15 protein-coding genes are annotated in these 18,571 nt (G+C 66.2%); all 15 read left to right on the top strand.

Features of this window, described 5'->3' with window-relative positions:
• Positions 1–37: 37 nt before the first annotated feature.
• Positions 38–436, top strand: a complete 399-nt coding sequence (locus BLEFHOIH_RS05165) for a hypothetical protein (RefSeq protein ID WP_088343455.1) — start codon at positions 38–40, stop codon at positions 434–436.
• Complete coding sequence (locus tag BLEFHOIH_RS05160) at positions 411–2,072, top strand: penicillin-binding protein 2 (protein ID WP_088343454.1); 1,662 nt, start codon at positions 411–413, stop codon at positions 2,070–2,072. The genes BLEFHOIH_RS05165 and BLEFHOIH_RS05160 overlap by 26 nt, the downstream gene beginning before the upstream one ends.
• A 71-nt stretch (positions 2,073–2,143) precedes the next feature.
• Positions 2,144–3,601, top strand: a complete 1,458-nt coding sequence (locus BLEFHOIH_RS05155; protein ID WP_088343494.1) for a UDP-N-acetylmuramoyl-L-alanyl-D-glutamate--2,6-diaminopimelate ligase — start codon at positions 2,144–2,146, stop codon at positions 3,599–3,601.
• Positions 3,594–5,027, top strand: a complete 1,434-nt coding sequence (locus BLEFHOIH_RS05150) for a UDP-N-acetylmuramoylalanyl-D-glutamyl-2,6-diaminopimelate--D-alanyl-D-alanine ligase (RefSeq protein ID WP_088343453.1) — start codon at positions 3,594–3,596, stop codon at positions 5,025–5,027. Before BLEFHOIH_RS05155 ends, BLEFHOIH_RS05150 begins: the two co-directional genes overlap by 8 nt.
• A 15-nt stretch (positions 5,028–5,042) precedes the next feature.
• Positions 5,043–6,125 (top strand): phospho-N-acetylmuramoyl-pentapeptide-transferase, encoded by a 1,083-nt coding sequence (gene mraY, locus BLEFHOIH_RS05145; protein WP_088343452.1) that lies wholly within the window; start codon positions 5,043–5,045, stop codon positions 6,123–6,125.
• A 7-nt stretch (positions 6,126–6,132) separates the two neighbouring features.
• Positions 6,133–7,542: a UDP-N-acetylmuramoyl-L-alanine--D-glutamate ligase gene (gene murD, locus BLEFHOIH_RS05140; protein WP_088343451.1), complete on the top strand. Its 1,410-nt coding sequence runs from the start codon at positions 6,133–6,135 to the stop codon at positions 7,540–7,542.
• On the top strand, positions 7,539–8,714 hold the full coding sequence (locus BLEFHOIH_RS05135) for a putative peptidoglycan glycosyltransferase FtsW (protein WP_088343450.1): 1,176 nt from the start codon (positions 7,539–7,541) through the stop codon (positions 8,712–8,714). Before murD ends, BLEFHOIH_RS05135 begins: the two co-directional genes overlap by 4 nt.
• Positions 8,711–9,850: an undecaprenyldiphospho-muramoylpentapeptide beta-N-acetylglucosaminyltransferase gene (gene murG / locus BLEFHOIH_RS05130; protein ID WP_088343449.1), complete on the top strand. Its 1,140-nt coding sequence runs from the start codon at positions 8,711–8,713 to the stop codon at positions 9,848–9,850. Before BLEFHOIH_RS05135 ends, murG begins: the two co-directional genes overlap by 4 nt.
• Positions 9,847–11,280: a UDP-N-acetylmuramate--L-alanine ligase gene (gene murC, locus BLEFHOIH_RS05125; RefSeq protein WP_088343448.1), complete on the top strand. Its 1,434-nt coding sequence runs from the start codon at positions 9,847–9,849 to the stop codon at positions 11,278–11,280. The genes murG and murC overlap by 4 nt, the downstream gene beginning before the upstream one ends.
• 25 nt (positions 11,281–11,305) lie before the next feature.
• Positions 11,306–12,253: a UDP-N-acetylmuramate dehydrogenase gene (gene murB, locus BLEFHOIH_RS05120; RefSeq protein WP_088343447.1), complete on the top strand. Its 948-nt coding sequence runs from the start codon at positions 11,306–11,308 to the stop codon at positions 12,251–12,253.
• Positions 12,250–13,182, top strand: coding sequence for a D-alanine--D-alanine ligase (locus BLEFHOIH_RS05115; protein ID WP_088343446.1), 933 nt, complete (start codon positions 12,250–12,252; stop codon positions 13,180–13,182). Before murB ends, BLEFHOIH_RS05115 begins: the two co-directional genes overlap by 4 nt.
• An 89-nt stretch (positions 13,183–13,271) precedes the next feature.
• Entirely contained in the window at positions 13,272–14,144 is an 873-nt protein-coding gene (locus BLEFHOIH_RS05110) for a cell division protein FtsQ/DivIB (protein ID WP_088343445.1), read from the top strand.
• Between the two features lie 133 nt (positions 14,145–14,277).
• Entirely contained in the window at positions 14,278–15,543 is a 1,266-nt protein-coding gene (ftsA, locus tag BLEFHOIH_RS05105; RefSeq protein ID WP_170937008.1) for a cell division protein FtsA, read from the top strand.
• A gap of 127 nt (positions 15,544–15,670) precedes the next feature.
• A complete protein-coding gene (gene ftsZ, locus BLEFHOIH_RS05100) occupies positions 15,671–17,230 on the top strand; it encodes a cell division protein FtsZ (protein ID WP_088343443.1) in 1,560 nt (519 codons plus the stop codon).
• A gap of 348 nt (positions 17,231–17,578) precedes the next feature.
• A complete protein-coding gene (lpxC, locus tag BLEFHOIH_RS05095) occupies positions 17,579–18,535 on the top strand; it encodes a UDP-3-O-acyl-N-acetylglucosamine deacetylase (protein ID WP_088343442.1) in 957 nt (318 codons plus the stop codon).
• Positions 18,536–18,571 lie beyond the last annotated feature (36 nt).

The following is an 18,571-nucleotide window of genomic DNA, read 5'->3' as shown; positions in this document are numbered from 1 at the left end:
TCCGGTAACGGGTTCATTTCTATCGGGGTTCTCAGCCGTGCTGCGTCTGCTTTCTCTTTTGGCGTTCGGATTTCTCGCCGGTCTCGTCATCCTCATCTACGACATGAAGTTCCAGACCCGCCGGCTCGAAGCCCAGGCGAGCAGCCTGCAGCGTGCCATCGAGGATGAGAAGGACAATGTGGCGCTGATGCGCGCCGAGTGGAGCCACGTCACCCGGCCGGAGCGCATCGAGACCTTGGCGCGCGAAGTCTTGAAGCTCGAACCCGCCAAGCCCGACCAGCTCATCAATCACCGCGATTTCATGGAGACCCTGGCGCGCCGCCCGGCGGCGCCCCCGGCCGATAGCGGCAATGGCTGGGAGGCGCGGGACGAAATCGGCGCGCTGATCCGCGGCGTCAGGGGAGTTGGCCATGCGCCGCGTACCGCCACTCAATGAGGTCTACGACATGACCGCCGAGCCGACCCCGGCCTGGCGGATGCGCGCCCTGTCGCTGGCCCTTCTCGGCGCCTTCGTCGCCATCGGTGTCCAGCTCACCTCGCTCGGCCGCGAAGTCGCCGTCGCCTCGCGCATGATGTCGGCCGAACAGCAGGTGCGCCACGCGCTCTCCCGCCCCGACATCGTCGACCGGCACGGCCGGATGCTCGCCTCCGATATCCGCGTCTACTGGCTGTTCGCCGATCCCACGCAGATCCTCGACGCCGACGATACGGTGGAGAAGCTGTCGCGCGTGCTCTCGGCCGAGGATGTCGTCGGCCTGCGCACCAAATTGCGCGGACCCGGCCGCTTCGAATGGGTGAAGCGCGGCCTGACGCCGAAACAGGCCGCCGACGTCCACGATCTGGGCCTGCCCGGGCTGCAATTGATTGAGGAGCCGCAGCGCGTCTATCCCGGCGGCGCGACGGCGGTGCATATTCTCGGCCATACCAATGTCGACAATCAGGGCCTCGCGGGGATCGAGAAATATATCGACGCCAATCCCAGCCTGCCCGAGCCGGTGGACGGCGTGGCGGAGCGCTCGCGGGTCCGGCTCTCGCTCGATCTGCGCATCCAATATGCGCTGCATGAGGAGGTGATGTTCGCGCAGCAGCGCTATCAGGCGAAAGCCGCCGGCGGCATCGTGCTGGATGTGAAGACCGGCGAGGTCATCGCCATGGCCGGCCTGCCCGATTACGACCCCAACCGGCGCGAGGAATCGCTGACCGAGGGCCGCCACAACCGCTTCTATTATGACGCCTATGAAATGGGCTCGGTGTTCAAGACCTTTGCCGTCGCCAATGCGCTCGACAGCGGCGCCGCCCGCATGGACGACAAGATCGACGTGCTGACGCCGCTGCGCATGGGCCGCTTCACCCTCTACGACCGCCATGCCAAGAAGCGCTATTTCACGGTCGAGGAGATCTTCACCCACTCATCCAATACGGGTGCGGCGCGCCTCGCCCTCGCGACTGGGACGGAGAGGCAAAAGAGTTTCTTCGCCAAGCTCGGGCTGATGCAGCCGATGTCGACCGAACTCGGGCCGACCGCGCGTCCTCTGTTCCCCGAGCGCTGGCGCGAGGTCAACACCATGACTGCCGCCTATGGCCACGGCATTTCCGTGCCGCCCTTCGCCTTCGCCGTCGCCAATGCCGCGCTGATCAATGGCGGCACCCGCGTCGAGCCGACATTTCTGCCCCGCAGCGGCGAGCGCGCGCCCGGCGAGCGCGTCGTAAGTCCCGAAACTAGCGCCGCGATGCGCCAGATGTTTTTGGCCAATGTCGAGCACGGCACCGGCGAACAGGCCAAGGTCCCCGGCTACCGCGTCGGCGGCAAGACCGGCACGGCCTGGAAGCCCGCCAAGGGCGGCTATAGCGACGAGGTCATCACCAGCTTCGTTGCGGCATTTCCCATGGACGATCCACAATATCTTGTGCTGATCGTGATCGATGAACCGAAGCCCGAGGCGGCCGGAAAACGCAATGAGGCCGGGCATAATGCGGCTCCGACAGCGGGGGCGGTGATCAAGCGGATCGCGCCGATGCTGGGGATCGCCCCGGCCAGGACGTTTGACGAAAGCCCGCAAGCCTCCTATTAACCGGGCAATCCAAGAGCTTGATTGAACGTCCCGCGCCGCGTCGCGGGCTGCCGGGCTTGCGCATGACACTCATGAAGCTGAAAGATCTCTGCGCCGCGACCGGCGATGCGCGCCCCGTCACCGGCCTGACGGCGGATAGCCGCGAGGTCGAGCCGGGCTATGTCTTTGCCGCATTGGCAGGCACCAAGACCGATGGCGCGCGTTTCATCACCGACGCCCTGGCGCGCGGGGCAACGGCGATCCTGGCGGGCGAAGGCGTGCCGGTGGATGCGCCTGATGGCGTCATCGTGATCCGCGATGCCAATCCGCGCCGCCGCCTCGCCCTGATGGCGGCGCGCTTCCATGGCCGCCAGCCCGAGACCGCCGCCGCCGTCACCGGCACCAACGGCAAGACCTCGGTCGCCTCCTTCCTGCGCCAGCTCTGGGAGGCGAACGGTTTCGCCGCCGCCAGCCTCGGCACGACCGGCGTCAGCTTCCAGGGCGTGGAAATCCCGCTGCACCACACGACGCCCGATCCGGTCTCGCTCCATGCCAGCCTTGCCGATCTCGCGGCGCGCGGCGCAACGCATCTGGCCTTCGAAGCCTCGAGCCACGGCCTCGCGCAATATCGCGCCGACGGCATCAAGCTGGCGGCGGGCGGCTTCACCAACATCTCCCGCGACCATCTCGACTACCACCCGGATTTCGCCGATTATTTCCGCGCCAAGATGCGGCTGTTCACCGAACTGCTCGCGCCCGGCCAGCCCGCTGTCATCGACGTCGACAGCGAAGCGGGCGACGAGGCCGCCGAGATCGCCCGCGCGCGCGGCCTCCAGCTCATCACCACCGGACGGCGCGGCGACACGCTGCGCCTCGTCTCGACGGCGCGCGACGGTTTTGGCCAGCGCCTCGGCATCGTCCACGAGCGCAAGGTGCATGAGGTGAGGATCCCGCTGGCGGGGGATTTCCAGGCGTCCAACGTGCTGGTGGCGCTCGGCCTCGCCCTGGCGACCGGCGTGCCTCTGGACGCCGCCTTCGCCGCCGCGGAAAAGCTGAAAGGCGCCAAGGGCCGCCTCGAGCTGGCGGGTTACGCCCCGGCCGGCGGTCCGGTCTTCATCGACTATGCCCACACGCCCGACGCGCTCGAAAACGCCATCGCGGCGCTGCGCCCCTATGTGGCGGGCAGGCTGCATGTGGTCTTCGGCTGCGGCGGCGACCGCGACAAGGGCAAGCGTCCGCAGATGGGCGAGGTCGCCGCGCGCTTCGCCGACCGCGTCACCGTCACCGACGACAATCCGCGTAGCGAGGACCCGGCCGAGATCCGCGCCGAAATCCTCGCCGCCGCGCCGGGCGCCATTGAAATCGGCGACCGGCAGACGGCGATCGCGGCGGCCATCGGCTCCATGGCGGCGGGCGATTTGCTGCTCGTCGCCGGCAAAGGCCATGAAACCGGACAGATCGTAGGCAATACGGTCATTCCTTATTCCGATCACGACGCGGTCGCCGCACTTTTGGGCGTTCCGGACCAGCAAGGGACCATGCATGGCTGAAGCGCTTTGGACGGCGGCGGAGTTGACGGAAACCCTCGGCGCGGCCGAGGGCGGCGCCATGCCGGACAGCGTCGGCGGCATTTCCATCGACACGCGCACGCTCGAGCCGGGCGACCTGTTCTTCGCCATCAAGGGCGACCGCACCGACGGCCATAACTACCTGGCTCATGCCTTCGCCGCCGGAGCCGGGCTCGCCGTGGTCAATGCCGACTATGCGGGCAAGGCTTCGGGGCCGCTGCTCCGCGTGCGCGACACGCTCGAAGCGCTGAACACGCTCGGCAGGGCAGGGCGCGCGCGTAGCAAGGCCCGCATCGTCGCGGTGACCGGCAGCGTCGGCAAGACCGGCACGAAGGAAATGCTGCGGCTGATGCTGGGCAAGCTCGGCCGCGTCCATGCCTCGGACAAGTCCTATAACAATCATTGGGGCGTGCCGCTGTCGCTCGCCCGGCTGCCGCGCGACGCCGATTACGCCGTCTTCGAGATCGGCATGAACCATCCCGGCGAGATCACGCCGCTGACCCATCTCGTGCGTCCGCACGCCGCCATCATCACCACCATCGCGCCCGTCCATATCGAGTTCTTCGACGGCATCGAGGCCATCGCCGACGCCAAGGCGGAGATCTTCGACGGGCTGGAGCCGGACGGCGCCGCCATCCTCAACCGCGATATCGAGCAATATGACCGGCTCGCCCAGCGCGCCGGCGAGCGCGGCGCGGCGCGGATCGTCGGCTTCGGCTGGGCGGATGAGGCCGAGGCCCGGCTGCTCGCCTCCGAGGCCGAAGGCGGCGGCTCGCGCATCGAGGCCGATTGCCTCGGCGAGCGCCTGAGCTACCACATCGGCGCGCCCGGCGAGCACCTCGCCATGAACTCGCTCGGTGCCGTCGCGGCAATCAAGCTGCTCGGCGGCGATGTGGCGCGCGCGGTTCCGGCGCTGGCCGTGTTCGGCGCTCCGGCCGGGCGCGGCGCGCAATCGCTGCACGCCATCGAAGGCGGCACGTTCCTGCTGCTCGACGAGTCCTACAACGCCAACCCGGCCTCGGTGACCGCCGCGATCCGGGTGCTCGGCGACCTGCCGCAATCCCGCGCCAAGCGCCGCATCGCCGTCCTCGGCGACATGCTGGAGCTCGGCGAGCGCTCCGACGCGATGCATGCCGGGCTCGCCGCCGCCATCGAGGCGGCTGAGGTCGACGCGCTTTTCTGCTGCGGGCCGCATATGGCCGCTCTGTTCGCCGCCCTGCCCGAGGCGAAGCGCGGGGCATGGGCGGAAAATTCAGAATCTCTCAAACAGGCCCTATTCGAGGCGATCCAGCCGGGCGATGCCGTAACGATCAAAGGCTCGCTGGGCAGCCGGATGGGCCTTCTCGTCGAGGCGATCAAGCAACGCTATCCGCAACGCGAAGCAGCCGAAACCGGCGCGGCGGAATAGCTCGAAAGGCAGGAAATGCTCTATTTATTGGGTGCCTTGGGTGACCATGCGCCACTGTTCAACGTCTTCCGCTACATCACCTTCCGCACCGGCGGGGCGATCATGACGGCGCTGATGGTGGTGTTCCTGTTCGGCCCGGCGCTGATCAACCTGATGCGCCTGCGCCAGGGCAAGGGCCAGCCGATCCGCTCCGACGGGCCCAAGAGCCATTTGAGCAAGGCCGGCACCCCGACCATGGGCGGGCTGATGATTCTGCTCGGCGTCGGCGTCGCCACCATCCTGTGGGCCAACCTTTCGAACAAGCTGGTCTGGGTCGTGCTCGCCGTGACGCTGTCCTACGGGCTGATCGGCTTCTATGACGATTATCTGAAAGTCACCAAACGCAGCACGGACGGATTTCCAGGCAAGGTGCGCTTCGGGCTGGAAGTCGCCATCGCCGCCATCGCCACTTATTCGATCATGAAGATCAGCACGCCCGAGACTTCGACCATGCTGGCGGTGCCCTTCTTCAAGGCGCTGATGATCGATCTGGGGCCGTTCTTCCTGCTGCTCGGCATTTTCGTCATCGCCGGCTCCGGCAACGCCGTCAACCTTACCGACGGGCTGGACGGGCTGGCCATCGTGCCCGTCATGATCGCGGCGGCGACGTTCGGCGTCATCGCCTATCTCGCCGGCAACAAGATGTTCGCCGATTACCTGCAGATTCATCCCGTCGCCGGGGCGGGCGAATTGGCCGTCATCTGCGGGGCGCTGGTGGGAGCGGGGCTCGGCTTCCTCTGGTTCAACGCGCCGCCCGCGATGATCTTCATGGGCGACACCGGCTCGCTGGCGCTCGGCGGCACGCTCGGCGCCATTGCGGTGGCGATCAAGCATGAGATCGTGCTGGCCATCGTCGGCGGGTTGTTCGTGCTGGAAACCGCCTCGGTGATCGTGCAGGTGATGTCCTTCAAGCTGACCGGCAAGCGCGTCTTCCGCATGGCCCCGCTGCATCACCATTTCGAGCAGAAGGGCTGGGCCGAGGCGACCGTCGTCGTCCGCTTCTGGATCATCGCCGTGGTGCTGGCCCTGATCGGGCTTTCGACGCTGAAATTGAGGTAGGATTTCCATGATCGCTGTCACCATCTTCGCCGGCAAAAAGATTGCGGTGTTCGGCCTCGGCATGTCCGGCATCGCGGCGGCGAAGGCGCTGGCGGCGGGCGGCGCGGACGTGGCCGTCTGGGACGACAATGAGAACGGGCTGAAGGCCGCGCGCGAGGCTGGCTTTGCGCCGGTCGACCTGAAGGCCGCCGATTGGGATGCCTTCGCCGCGCTCGTCCTCGCGCCCGGCGTGCCGCTGACCCATCCCAAGCCGCATTGGACGGTGGAGCGCGCGCAAGCCGCCGGCGTCGAGGTCATCGGCGATACCGAGCTGTTCTGCCGCCAGCGCCGCGCCCAGAATTCCAAGGCCAAGGTCATCGCCATCACCGGCACCAACGGCAAATCGACGACGACGGCGCTCTCGGCGCATCTGGTGGCCGCATCCGGGCGGCGCGTCGCCATGGGCGGCAATATCGGCCGCGCCATCCTGGACCTCGATCCGCTCGCCGACGACCTGACCTATGTCATCGAATATTCCTCCTACCAGATCGACCTGACGCCGACGCTCGACCCGAATGCCGCCGCCCTCCTCAACATCACGCCCGACCACCTCGACCGGCACGGCACCCTGGAGCATTACGCCTATGTCAAGTCGCGCCTGTTCGCCCGGCTCGGCGCGGGCGACACGGCGGTGATCGGCGTCGATGACGCGCCTTCCGCCGCCATCGCCGACGCGCTGACCGGCCCGGCGACCGTCAAGCGCATCTCCGTGCTCGGCCCCGTCGAGGACGGCGTCTTTGACGAGGGCCACGCGCTGATCGACGTCGCGGGCGGCGTCCGCCAGCCGCCGCTGAGCCTCGAAGGCATCGGCTCGCTGCGCGGCTCGCATAATGCACAGAACGCCGCCACCGCTTACGCGCTCTGCCGCGCCATCGGCCTGACGCGCGAGGAGATCGCCGCAGGGCTGGCCAGCTTCCCCGGCCTTGCCCACCGGATGGAGCAGGTCGGACGGCTCGGCCATGTGCTGTTCATCAATGACAGCAAGGCCACCAATGCCGACGCGGCGGCAAAGGCGCTCGCCAGCTTCGGGCAGATCTATTGGATCGCGGGCGGCCTCGCCAAGGCGGGCGGGCTTGCGGGGCTGGAAGGCTTTTATCCCAAAATCCGCCGCGCCTATTTCATCGGCGCCGCCGCCGAGGATTTTGGCCGCTTCGTCGACGGCCGCCTCGGCTACACCATCAGCGGCACGCTCGACGCCGCCGTCGCGGAGGCCGCCCGCGATGCCGCCGCCTCCGGCGATGCCGAGCCGGTCGTGCTGCTCTCGCCGGCCTGCGCCTCCTTCGACCAATATCCCAATTTCATGATCCGGGGCGACGCCTTCCGGGCGCGCGTCATCGCGCTCGGCGCCGTGCAGATGCAGGAGACCCAGGCGGCATGAGGCTGGCGCGGACCGACCGCAGCGTCTTTACCGAATGGTGGTTCTCGGTGGACCGCCTGCTGCTCGGCGCCGTGCTGCTCATCATGCTGATCGGAGCGCTGGTCTCGCTCGCCGCCAGCCCCGCCGCCGCCCATAAGATCGGCGCGGAGCCGCTCTATTTCTTCAAGCGGCACGTGCTGTACATGGTGCCCGCCGCCCTCTTCCTCATCAGCGCCTCGATGCTGCACCCGAAGCTCGTCCGCCGGATGGGCCTGGTTTTGTTTCTTGGCGGCATCGGGCTGATGCTGCTCGCCTTCGCGCAAGGCATCGAGAAAAACGGCGCGGTGCGCTGGGTGATCATCGGCGGCCAGTCGATCCAGCCGTCGGAATTCGCCAAGGCCGGCTTCATCATCCTGACCGCCTGGCTGTTCGGCGAAAGCGGCAAGCGGCGCGACATGCCAACCTTACAGATCGCCATCGCCGTGCTCGGCCTGTTCGCGCTCTGCCTCGTGATGCAGCCCGATATCGGCCAGACCGCGCTCGTCGTGCTGGTCTGGGGCGGCCTGTTCTTCCTCGCCGGCTATTCGCTGATCTGGATCGGGCTTGCGATTCTCGCCGGCGCGGGCGGCTTCGTCGGCGCCTACCACATGCTGCCGCATGTGCAGAGCCGGGTCGACCGCTTCCTCTATCCGGCGAGCGGCGACACCCATCAGACCGAAACGGCGCTCGCCGCCTTTCGCGAGGGCGGCTGGTTCGGGCGCGGGCCGGGCGAGGGCGTGGTGACGCCGGGGCTGCCCGACGCTTACACGGATTATATTTTTGCCGTCATCGCCGAGGAATTCGGGCTGATTTTCTGCCTGTTTCTCGTTTGCCTTTACGCCTTTATCGTCTGGCGCGGCTTTCGCGCCGCAAGCCGCTCGCACGATCCGTTTATTCGGCTGGCGCTTTCCGGCCTTATGATGCTCTTTGGTTTTCAAACTCTGATTAATATGGCAGTTAACGTGGATATGCTGCCGTCCAAGGGCATGACGCTTCCGTTTTTGTCCTATGGCGGCTCCTCGCTGACGGCCATGGCGCTCACAATGGGGCTGGCGCTGGGCCTTGCAAGGCGCCGGCCGGAGGCAGGTCCGGTCTACCGTTCCGTTCCGCGCACAGCGAGCGGAGCGGCTTCCTCCAGGGGGATAAGAATTTGATAGGCGCGTCCATCGTACTGACTGCGGGAGGCACGGGCGGCCATTTGTTCCCGGCCCAGGCACTGGCTGGCGAACTGATCCGCCGCGGCTACGAGGTCGACCTCATCACCGACAACCGCGCCGCCAATTTCAAGGGATTTCCCGGCCGCGCGGTCCACACCGTGCCCGCCGCCACCTTCAAGGGCAAATCACCGCTCGAAGCGATGAAAATGGTGGCCACCAATTCAAACGGTTTTAAGATGGCCTATGACATTATGGGCGACCTGAAACCGAGGGCGATGATCGGCTTCGGCGGTTATCCGACCATTCCGCCGGTGCTCGCATCGCTGGCGCGCGGCGTCCCGAGCATGATCCATGAGCAGAATTCGGTGATGGGGCGGGCCAACCGCTTCCTTGCCCCGATGGTCAAGGCCATCGCCATCTCCTTCGAGGACACCAAGTTCCTCGAGGGCAAGCTCAACGACAAGAGCTACGTCACCGGCACCCCCTTGCGCGACGCCATCCTGGAGATGCGCGGCGGCACCTACCAGCCGCCGTCGAGCGGGCAGCCGCTGAACCTGCTCTGCTTCGGCGGCAGCCAGGGCGCGCGCTTCTTCTCCGATATCATGCCTGTCGCATTACAGCTTCTGCCCCAGGAACTGCGCGACCGGATGATGGTTGTCCAGCAATGCCGCGAAGAAGATATCGATCGGGTTTTCGATAGCTACGAAGTGGCGGGTGTGGCGGCGGAACTGGCAACGTTTTTCGACGATCTGCCATTTCGCATGGCCGGAGCGCATCTGGTCGTCTCCCGTGCGGGAGCGACCACAATTGCCGAGCTTGCGGCACTTGGGCGCCCTGCCGTGCTCGTACCTCTGCCGCATTCGGTTGATAATGATCAGCTTGAAAATGCTACCCGATTCGAAAAAGCGGGTGCGGGTTGGTGTTTTGAGCAGGCGATCATGACGCCGGAACGGCTCGCCGGAACGCTGCGGCGGCTGTTCGAGGAACCGGCGACACTCGCCCGTGCGGCATCGCGCTCCAAGTCGCTGGCGCGCTTTGACGCCGTGGCGCGTCTGGCGGATTTGGTGGTGACACTGGCCGAGGCGCCGCAGACATTTGCGGCACCGCGCGCAGCCGAGGGGCAGGCACAATGAAGAACCTGGAAGAGTTTCAGCCGATCCACATCGTCGGGATCGGCGGCATTGGTATGAGCGCCATCGCCGAGGTGCTGCACGATCGCGGCATCGAAGTGCGCGGCAGCGACCTCAAGGACGGCGTCAATGCAAGGCGCCTCGCCGCGAAGGGCATTTCCGTCGCCATCGGCCATGTGCCGGAAAATATCGAGGGCGCCGGGCTCGTCGTGCTGTCCTCCGCCGTCAAGGCCGGCAATCCCGAACTCGTCGCCGCCCGCGCCGCCGGCCTGCCGGTCTGGAGCCGGGCAGACATGCTGGCGCGGCTGATGGACAATTTCAAAGCCATCAGCGTCACCGGCACGCATGGCAAGACCACCACCACCTCGCTGATCGCCTGGATCTTCGAAAGCGCCGGGCTCGACCCGACCGTCATCACCGGCGGCATCATCAACGATTGGGGCACCAATGCCCGCATCGGCAAGGGCGAATGGATCGTCGTCGAGGCGGATGAATCCGACGAGACCTTCGTCAAGCTGCCGACCCGCATCGGCGTCGTCACCAATATCGACCCCGAGCATCTGGATTATTACGGCTCGGTCGAGGCGATGTACGGCGCTTATCGGCGCTTCTTCGAAGGCATCCAGCCGGGCGGCGTCGTCGTCGCCGGCATCGATCATCCGATGGTGCGCCGCTTCGCCGCCGACGCGAGACTGACGGCAGGCAGCCGCATCCTCCGCTACGGCGTTGCCGCCGATGCCGACATTCGCCTGACCGCCGTGCGCTCCAATGGCGGATCGATGCATGTCGATGCCGCCCTCAATGACGAGGTCGAAGGCGGCGAGCGCACGCTGATCGACCTGACGCTGGCCATTCCCGGCCAGTACAACGCCCTGAACGCCATGGCCGCCATTGCGGTGGCCACCGAAGCCGGCATCGATGACGCCACCATCCGCGAGGCGCTGTCGAGCTTCCACGGCGTCAAGCGCCGCTTCACCCGGACCGGCATCTGGAACGGCGTCGCCTTTTATGACGACTACGCCCACCACCCGGCCGAAATCTCCGCCGTGCTCGGCGCGGCGCGCGGCGCCTCCAAGGGCCGCGTCATCGCCATCGTGCAGCCGCACCGCTATTCGCGGCTGAAAAGCCTGTTCGATGAATTCTGCGGCTGCTTCGGCGACAGCGACACCGTCATCGTCACCCCGGTCTATTCGGCGGGCGAGGAGCCGAACGGCGTCGACCGCGACGCGCTGATCGCGGGCGTCAGGAAGACCGGCCATCGCCAGGTCATCGGCGTCGACGGCGAGGAAGCGCTGACGAGCCTCGTCGCCTCGCTGGTCAAGCCGGGCGATCTGGTGATAGGGCTAGGCGCCGGGACGATCACCGACTGGGCCAACGCCCTGCCGGGCCGTCTCGATCTCCTCAGCCCCTCACGGCTCGACGCCGCCGAGTAAATTCTTTCGACAAGCAGTCCCGCCGATGCCTTTCCCCGATCTGACCGCCGAACTGCAAGCATCGCTGCCCGATTTGCGCGGGCGCATGGAAGCGATGCGCCCGATGGCCGACATCACCTGGTTCCGCGTCGGCGGTCCGGCGCAAGTGCTGTTCAGCCCGGCCGATGAAGCCGATCTGGCCTATTTCCTTGCCGGCACGCCGCGCGAGGTGCCTGTCACCATCGTCGGCGTCGGTTCCAACCTCTTGGTGCGCGACGGCGGCATTCCAGGCGTGGTGATCCGGCTCGGGCGCGGCTTCAACCACATCCTGCCCGAAGACGGCCACCGGCTGCGCGTCGGCGCCGCCGTTCCGGACATGCGGCTGGCGCAGGGCGCGGCGAGCGCGGGCGTCGCGGGGCTCGCCTTCTATCGCGGCATTCCGGGCACCGTCGGCGGCGCGCTGCGTATGAATGCCGGCGCGCATGGCACCGAGACCAAAGACGTCGTCATCGGCGCGCGCGCGGTGGACCGTACCGGAACGATACACACGCTGACCCTTGCCGATCTCGCCTATACCTACCGCCATTGCGGCGCGCCCGAAGACCTGATTTTTACGGAAGCCGTGTATCAAGGCGGAGCGGGTTCGCAGGACGACATCTTGCGCGCCATGCAGGAGGTAGCCGACTACCGCGAAGCCCACCAGCCGATCAAGTCGCGCACCGGCGGCTCGACCTTCAAGAACCCGCCCGGCCACAGCTCCTGGAAGCTGATCGACGCCGCCGGAATGCGCGGCTACCGCGTCGGCGGCGCGCATGTCTCGCAGATGCATTGCAACTTCCTGATCAATGACGGCGAGGCCAGCGCCGAGGACATCGAAACGCTCGGCGAGACCGTGCGCGCCCGCGTCAAGGCGGCGAGCGGCATCGAACTCGAATGGGAAATCAAGCGCCTCGGCGTGCCGCCCGAAGGCCGTCCGATGGTTGCCGCCGCATGAGCAAATTCAAGCACGTCGCCGTCCTGTTCGGCGGCTGGTCGGCCGAGCGCGAAGTCTCGATCAATTCCGGCGCGGCCTGCGCCAGGGCGCTGGAAGGCGAGGGCTACCGCGTCACCCGCATCGACGTCGACCGGCATCTGCCGGAGCGGCTGCGCGAGATCGCGCCCGACGTCTGCTTCAATGCCCTGCACGGCAAGGGCGGCGAGGACGGCACCGTGCAGGGCATCCTCGAGACGCTGCAAATCCCCTATACGCATTCCGGCGTGCTGGCCTCGGCGCTCGCCATGCACAAGGCGCGGGCCAAGATCGTCCTGGCCAATGCCGGCGTTCCCGTCGCCGAGGACAAGGTCGTGCCGCGCAGGGTGGCGGCCAGGGCGCATGTGATGGCGCCGCCCTACGTCATCAAGCCGGTGGCGGAAGGCTCGAGCGTCGGCGTCTTCATCGTCCGAGAGGACCACGCTCACCCGCCGCAGGAGCTGACCTCGGCCGATTGGGCGCTCGCCGACGAGGTGATGGTGGAACGCTATATCGCCGGCCGCGAACTCACCTGCGCCGTGATGGGCGACCGCCCGCTCGGCGTCATCGAGATCCTCCCCGCCGAGGGTCTGAACTTTTACGACTACCATTCAAAATACGCTCCCGGAGGCTCCAGACACGTCCTGCCAGCGGAAATTTCACCAAATATTTACCACTTGGTACAGAAGCTAGCGCTTCAGGCCCATCAGGCTTTGGGTTGCCGGGGCATCAGCCGCGCCGACTTCCGGTTCGACGACCGAACCGGCGGGACGGGGGAGCTGATCTGTCTCGAAGTCAACACCCAGCCCGGCATGACGGCGACCTCGCTCGTACCGGAGCTTGCAAGCCACAGTGGTCTGACATTCGGTGATCTTGTCCGCTGGATTGTGGAGGACGCGTCTTGCAATCGGTGATAAACACCTCTAGTGCTGGAGACTACAATTGGTTCGACAGTGCAGGGGGTTATGATCCCGGTCCTTCGACCCAGCATCAACGCTCGCGCATGCGGGCGGGCAACGGCGGTGTGTCGTCCGATCAATCGCTGTTCGCCTATCTCGAGGCCCATTCCGAAGGTGCCTCCCGGATCGGTTTCGTTGCTTGCGTGATCTTTTACGGTCTAACGGCGGCCTATGGCGTGTCGGCAGGCGGGCAGTGGTCATATGCACGTCAAGCCGTCGCCGATGCCGCCAATCAGGCGGCCCTGAGGGCCGGGCTTGAGGTCAAGGCAGTGCAGGTCGAAGGCCAGCATAATCTGAAGGATGCGGAGATCGACGCCGCTCTCGGCCCGCGCGACGGCGTGTCCATTTTTGCCTTCGACACCGATGCGGCGCGCGAGCGGCTGAAGCGGCTCGGCTTCGTCGGCGAGGCGCGGGTGATGCGGCTCCTGCCCTCCACGCTGGTCGTCGAGATCGAGGAGCGCAAGCCGTTCGCCCTCTGGCGCGACGGCGACAAGATGGCCGCCATCGATGAGGGTGGTAAAGTCCTGGCGCTCGCCTCGCAAAGACAATTCCCCAATTTGCCTGTCGTCTCCGGCGCCGGCGCCGCCGCTCCCGCCAAGGAGCTGATCCTGGCGCTGGCCGCCGTGCCGGAGCTGCGCGGCCGCGTCCGCGAGATCGAGCGCATTGCCGGGCGGCGCTGGGACCTGGTGCTGGATACGGGATTGCGGGTCAAGCTGCCGGCAAGTGATTTTGCCCCGGCCCTGGCCGATCTGAGCGCCATCGCGGCGAAGAACCCGGGCGCCCTCGCCGAGATCGCCGAGCTGGATTTCCGGGTGCCCTCGCAATTCACGCTGAGGCTGAAGGACGCGACCGCGACCGGCCGCCAAAAATTTTTATCCTGGCTTTCCGATCATCAGGAAAGCCGCAAGCAGCTCTGACCGTTAACAGGTCTTAAGCTCATTTTTAGTAAATAGTTCGCGGCAACATAGCAGGCGCAAACCCCTCGGCCTTGGGATGGGGCGGCGCTTCCACCGGGGGCAGGGTTTGCGAACGAAAGCTCGCAGATATTCCATGAACGAACGGACCGTCGTCGTGCTTGACGTCGGCACGCGCAAAATGTGCTGCCTGGTGGCAAGGCTCATGCCCTGGCCGCATTGGCAGGACACGCCCGCTCTGTCCTCGCGCATCCGCGTCATCGGCTATGGCTACCAGCTCTCGCGCGGCATCGTGGCGGGGCGCATCTCCGACATGGAAGCCGCCGAGCGCACCGTGCGCAGCGTCGTCGCCAAGGCCGAGCGCGCGGCGGACGTCACCGTCAACGAGGTCTATGTCACCGCCTCCTTCGGCCCGCTGACCAGCCAGAGCTTTACCGCCAGCGTCGACCTGCCCGCCGGCTCCGTGACCCACCGCGACATGGACCGGGTGATGCGCGCCGCTTCCGAATATGCCTCGCGCAGCGGCAAGAGCGTGCTGCACACCGTGCCCTTCGGCTATGCGCTCGGCTATGAGAGCGGCATCACCGATCCGCTCGGCATGATCGGCGATGCGCTGAAGGTCGACATGCACGCCGTCACCGTCGACAGGCTGCCGCTGAAGAATTTGCGCCACTGCATCGAGCGCAGCCATCTCTCTGTCGCGGGCGTCGCCGCGGCGGCCTATGCCAGCGGTCTTTCGGTCATCACCGACGGCGAGGCGCAATCGGGCGTCACCTGCATCGACATGGGCGCGGGATCGACGGGCGTGTCGGTTTTCGCCGGCGGCAGCTTCATCTATTGTGATTCGATCGATGTCGGCGGCAACCATGTCACCAGCGACGTCGCGCATGTTTTTTCCTTGCCCCATATGGAGGCCGAGCGGCTAAAGACGCTGCACGCTTCCGTTTTCGCTGCAACTGGTGATATGAATGGGGTCATTACGGATGATCATGATCCGGACCCTGAGTTGCTTTCGCGTCACATCACCAAAGCGGAGCTTTCCGACATCGCTCGAATCCGCTTAGAGCAAATTCTGACCGAAGTGCGTGACAGGATGCGGGCCAGCGGCATTGCGCCCATGTCGGGGCAAAGGCTGGTGCTGACGGGCGGGGCCAGCGAGCTGGTCGGCGCCACCGAACTCGCCGGAGAGATTTTCGGCAAGCAGCCCCGGCTCGGCCGTCCGCGTCCGATCTCGGGTCTGCCGAGGCCGGAGGCAGGTCCGGCATTCGCCGCGCCGATCGGGCTCCTGATGCATTTGCTCGAAGATGATTTGCGGCTGGATACCGGGACGAAGCCCGAAATCATTGCCAGCAGCCACGGTTATCTGGCGCGCGTGGGGCAATGGCTCCGGGAGAGTTTTTGAGCATTGCCAGGAAAATGGGGACCGGTTTTCCGTCCGGCGATGCGACCAGGAAAAGTGACGCCATGATCGGCGGAGCATGTCGACGGCCTTCGCCGGGCGCATGTAGGGAAGAGATGACGAGGCTGCCATGAGCATCAATTTGAAACTTCCGGCTCTGACCGAATTGCGGCCCCGCATCACCGTGGTCGGGGTCGGCGGCGCCGGCGGCAATGCCGTCAACAACATGATCCAGTACGGGCTGGAAGGCGTCGAGTTCATCGCCGCCAATACCGACGCCCAGGCCCTCTCGATGTCGGCCGCCGGCTGCCGGGTGCAGATGGGCTCGACCATCACCGAAGGGCTCGGCGCGGGCTCCAAGCCCGAGATCGGCGCGGCGGCGGCCGAGGAGGCGAGCGACGAATTGCGCTCGCTGATCGAGGGCGCGCATATGCTGTTTATCACCGCCGGCATGGGCGGCGGCACGGGCACCGGCGCAGCGCCCGTCATCGCCCGCGCGGCGAAGGAAATGGGCATCCTCACCGTCGGCGTCGTCACCAAGCCGTTCGAGTTCGAGGGCCAGCGCCGGATGCGCGTCGCCAATGAGGGCATCCTTCAGCTCTCCGAATATGTCGATACGCTGATCGTCATCCCCAACCAGAATCTCTTCCGCATCGCCAACGAGAAGACGACCTTCGCCGACGCCTTCCAGAAGGCCGACGACGTGCTGAAATCGGGCGTCTCCTGCATCACCGACCTGATGGTGAAGGAAGGGCTGATCAATCTCGATTTCGCCGACGTGCGCGTCGTCATGCAGAACATGGGCACCGCCCTGATGGGCACCGGCGAGGCCGAGGGCGACCAGCGCGCCCTCCGCGCCGCCGAGGCCGCCATCTCCAACCCGCTGCTCGACGAAGTGTCCATGCGCGGCGCCAAGGGGCTCCTGATCTCTATCACCGGCAGCTTCGACATGACCTTGTACGAGGTCGAGGAGGCCGCCTCGCGCGTCCGCCGCGAGGTGGACCCGGACGCCAATCCGGATATCAACATCATCGTCGGCGCCACCTTCGATCATTCGATCGAGGGCCGCATCCGCGTTTCGGTGGTGGCGACGGGCATCAATGCCGGCCAGCAGATCCAGGTCGCCCAGGCCACCGACGCGCTGAAGGGCGCCCGGCTGATGGAGCGCATCGGCACGCCCGCGGCCCGCATCGAGCGCGACAAGCCGCTGCCGCGCAACGACAACCCGCCCGCCGATACCTGGCAGGGCTCGGGCAATGTCACCATCGAGCCGCGCTCGCCGAAATTCATGGTGAACACGCCGTCAGCGGCGCGCAATTCCCGCCCGCCGCAGCAGGGCCAGTTCGAGCCGCAGCCGCCGGCCAAGCCGATTCGCCCGCCACGGCGTCCGCTGACCGGCAAGGACTTTCCCGAACTTGCCGAGCATGAGGCGGAGATGCAGGGTCAGCGCGATCTCGGGCTGAAGCGGCGGGGCGGGCTGCTCGATTGGGTCACCGGCCGCACGCGCGGACCGGACGAAGCCATGCAGCCGGAGCGGCCGATGCCGTCCTTCGATTCGACCGGCCGCGAGGGCTCTCACCAGGGCGACGATTCGGCTCCGCGCAATCGTGACAATAAAAACACAGACCGCGGCCGCAATGGCGACGAGCCCTTCGAGATCCCGAATTTCTTCAAAAAGCCGCTCAACTAGAAGCTGTCCCCGTATTTCTTCTTAAGCATTGATTTTCAACGATTTTTTGCCGATGTAGGCAGGTCCGTTAGGACCTCGTACCCGCCATGCGCGCAGGCCCCGGAGCCAACCTTTCAAATCGTAACAGACTGTAAAAAACCGTGATTTGCTGGAGCGAAACGAGCCAGCGTAACGTCTTCGTGGTTACAGCGACGAGACGGTGCGCGTCGGCCGGCTAGGGGCAAAAACTTAAGCCGGCATGCAGTTTAGAGCAACACGCTCAGCGCCCGATTTCGTCGAATGGTTACGGGGGGCGGGTCCGCTACAGGGGGTAGCGGACCTGCCATAGGGGAAAGATAACGGCGCGACATGAAGACTCTCTCGGGGGGTTGGCAGACAACCATCGACTGCGATCTGGTTCTGTCCGGCACGGGCGTCCACAGCGGTAAAGAAGTTTCCATCGTTCTTCATCCGGCCGAAGCCAATACGGGCTGGGTCTTCCTGGTCAACACCGGCGCCGGCCGGCTGGCCCGCATCCCGGCCGATTTCCGGGCGGTCTCCAACGTCACGCTCTGCACGGTCCTGTCGGACGGCAAGGGCGCCACGGTCGCCACGGTCGAGCATCTGCTCAGCGCCCTGCGCGGCATGAATATCGACAATGTCGAGATCGAGATCGAGGGCAGCGAACTGCCGATCATGGATGGCAGCGCCGCGCCGTTCGTCGACGCCATCGACGAAGCCGGCATCCGCGTCCTGGACGAGCCGCGCCGCTGGATCAAGGTTCTGAAGCCGGTCCGCATCGAAGAGGGCAAGTGCTCAGCCGAGCTGACCCCTTATGACGGCAGCCGCTTCGACGTCGAGATCGATTTCGAGACGCCCTTCATCGGCCGCCAGCGCTTCGAGATCGACCTGACCCCGCGCATCTTCCGCCGCGAGATCGCCCGCGCCCGCACCTTCGGCTTCATGAAGGACGTCAAGGCGCTCTGGGCCGCCGGCCGCGCGCTCGGCTCCTCGCTGCAGAACACCGTCGCCATCGGCGAGGACCGCATCCTCAATCCGGAGGGCCTGCGCTTCGCCGACGAATTCGTTCGCCACAAGACGCTGGACGCCATCGGCGACCTCGCCCTGGCCGGCGCGCCGATCATGGGCGCCTATCGCTCGGTACGCGGCGGACATCGCATCAACACGTTGATCCTCAAGGCTCTCTATGAGAACCGTTCGGCCTGGACCGTGGTCGAGACCGAGCGCAGCTACAGCCGTGACGCGGGCCACGCCGATGTGGGGGGACTTATCGCACAACCGGTTTTCGCGCCCGATCGCGGCTGAGTGCTAAACGTTGTTCTCCTTGACCGCCCGCTTCCC

This window comes from Rhodomicrobium sp. R_RK_3 (genome assembly GCF_002198715.1).
GTDB lineage: Bacteria > Pseudomonadota > Alphaproteobacteria > Rhizobiales > Rhodomicrobiaceae > R-RK-3.
Note: the sequence above shows the minus strand (reverse complement) of the source record. Positions and strands in the feature narration are given on the sequence as shown.

Coding starts and splice junctions, on each gene's coding strand:
- BLEFHOIH_RS05160 (WP_088343454.1), top strand. CDS start 411: ATGCGCCGCGTACCGCCACTCAATGAGGTCTACGACATGACCGCCGAG.
- BLEFHOIH_RS05155 (WP_088343494.1), top strand. CDS start 2,144: ATGAAGCTGAAAGATCTCTGCGCCGCGACCGGCGATGCGCGCCCCGTC.
- BLEFHOIH_RS05150 (WP_088343453.1), top strand. CDS start 3,594: ATGGCTGAAGCGCTTTGGACGGCGGCGGAGTTGACGGAAACCCTCGGC.
- mraY (WP_088343452.1), top strand. CDS start 5,043: ATGCTCTATTTATTGGGTGCCTTGGGTGACCATGCGCCACTGTTCAAC.
- murD (WP_088343451.1), top strand. CDS start 6,133: ATGATCGCTGTCACCATCTTCGCCGGCAAAAAGATTGCGGTGTTCGGC.
- BLEFHOIH_RS05135 (WP_088343450.1), top strand. CDS start 7,539: ATGAGGCTGGCGCGGACCGACCGCAGCGTCTTTACCGAATGGTGGTTC.
- murC (WP_088343448.1), top strand. CDS start 9,847: ATGAAGAACCTGGAAGAGTTTCAGCCGATCCACATCGTCGGGATCGGC.
- murB (WP_088343447.1), top strand. CDS start 11,306: ATGCCTTTCCCCGATCTGACCGCCGAACTGCAAGCATCGCTGCCCGAT.
- BLEFHOIH_RS05115 (WP_088343446.1), top strand. CDS start 12,250: ATGAGCAAATTCAAGCACGTCGCCGTCCTGTTCGGCGGCTGGTCGGCC.
- BLEFHOIH_RS05110 (WP_088343445.1), top strand. CDS start 13,272: ATGCGGGCGGGCAACGGCGGTGTGTCGTCCGATCAATCGCTGTTCGCC.
- ftsA (WP_170937008.1), top strand. CDS start 14,278: ATGAACGAACGGACCGTCGTCGTGCTTGACGTCGGCACGCGCAAAATG.
- ftsZ (WP_088343443.1), top strand. CDS start 15,671: ATGAGCATCAATTTGAAACTTCCGGCTCTGACCGAATTGCGGCCCCGC.
- lpxC (WP_088343442.1), top strand. CDS start 17,579: ATGAAGACTCTCTCGGGGGGTTGGCAGACAACCATCGACTGCGATCTG.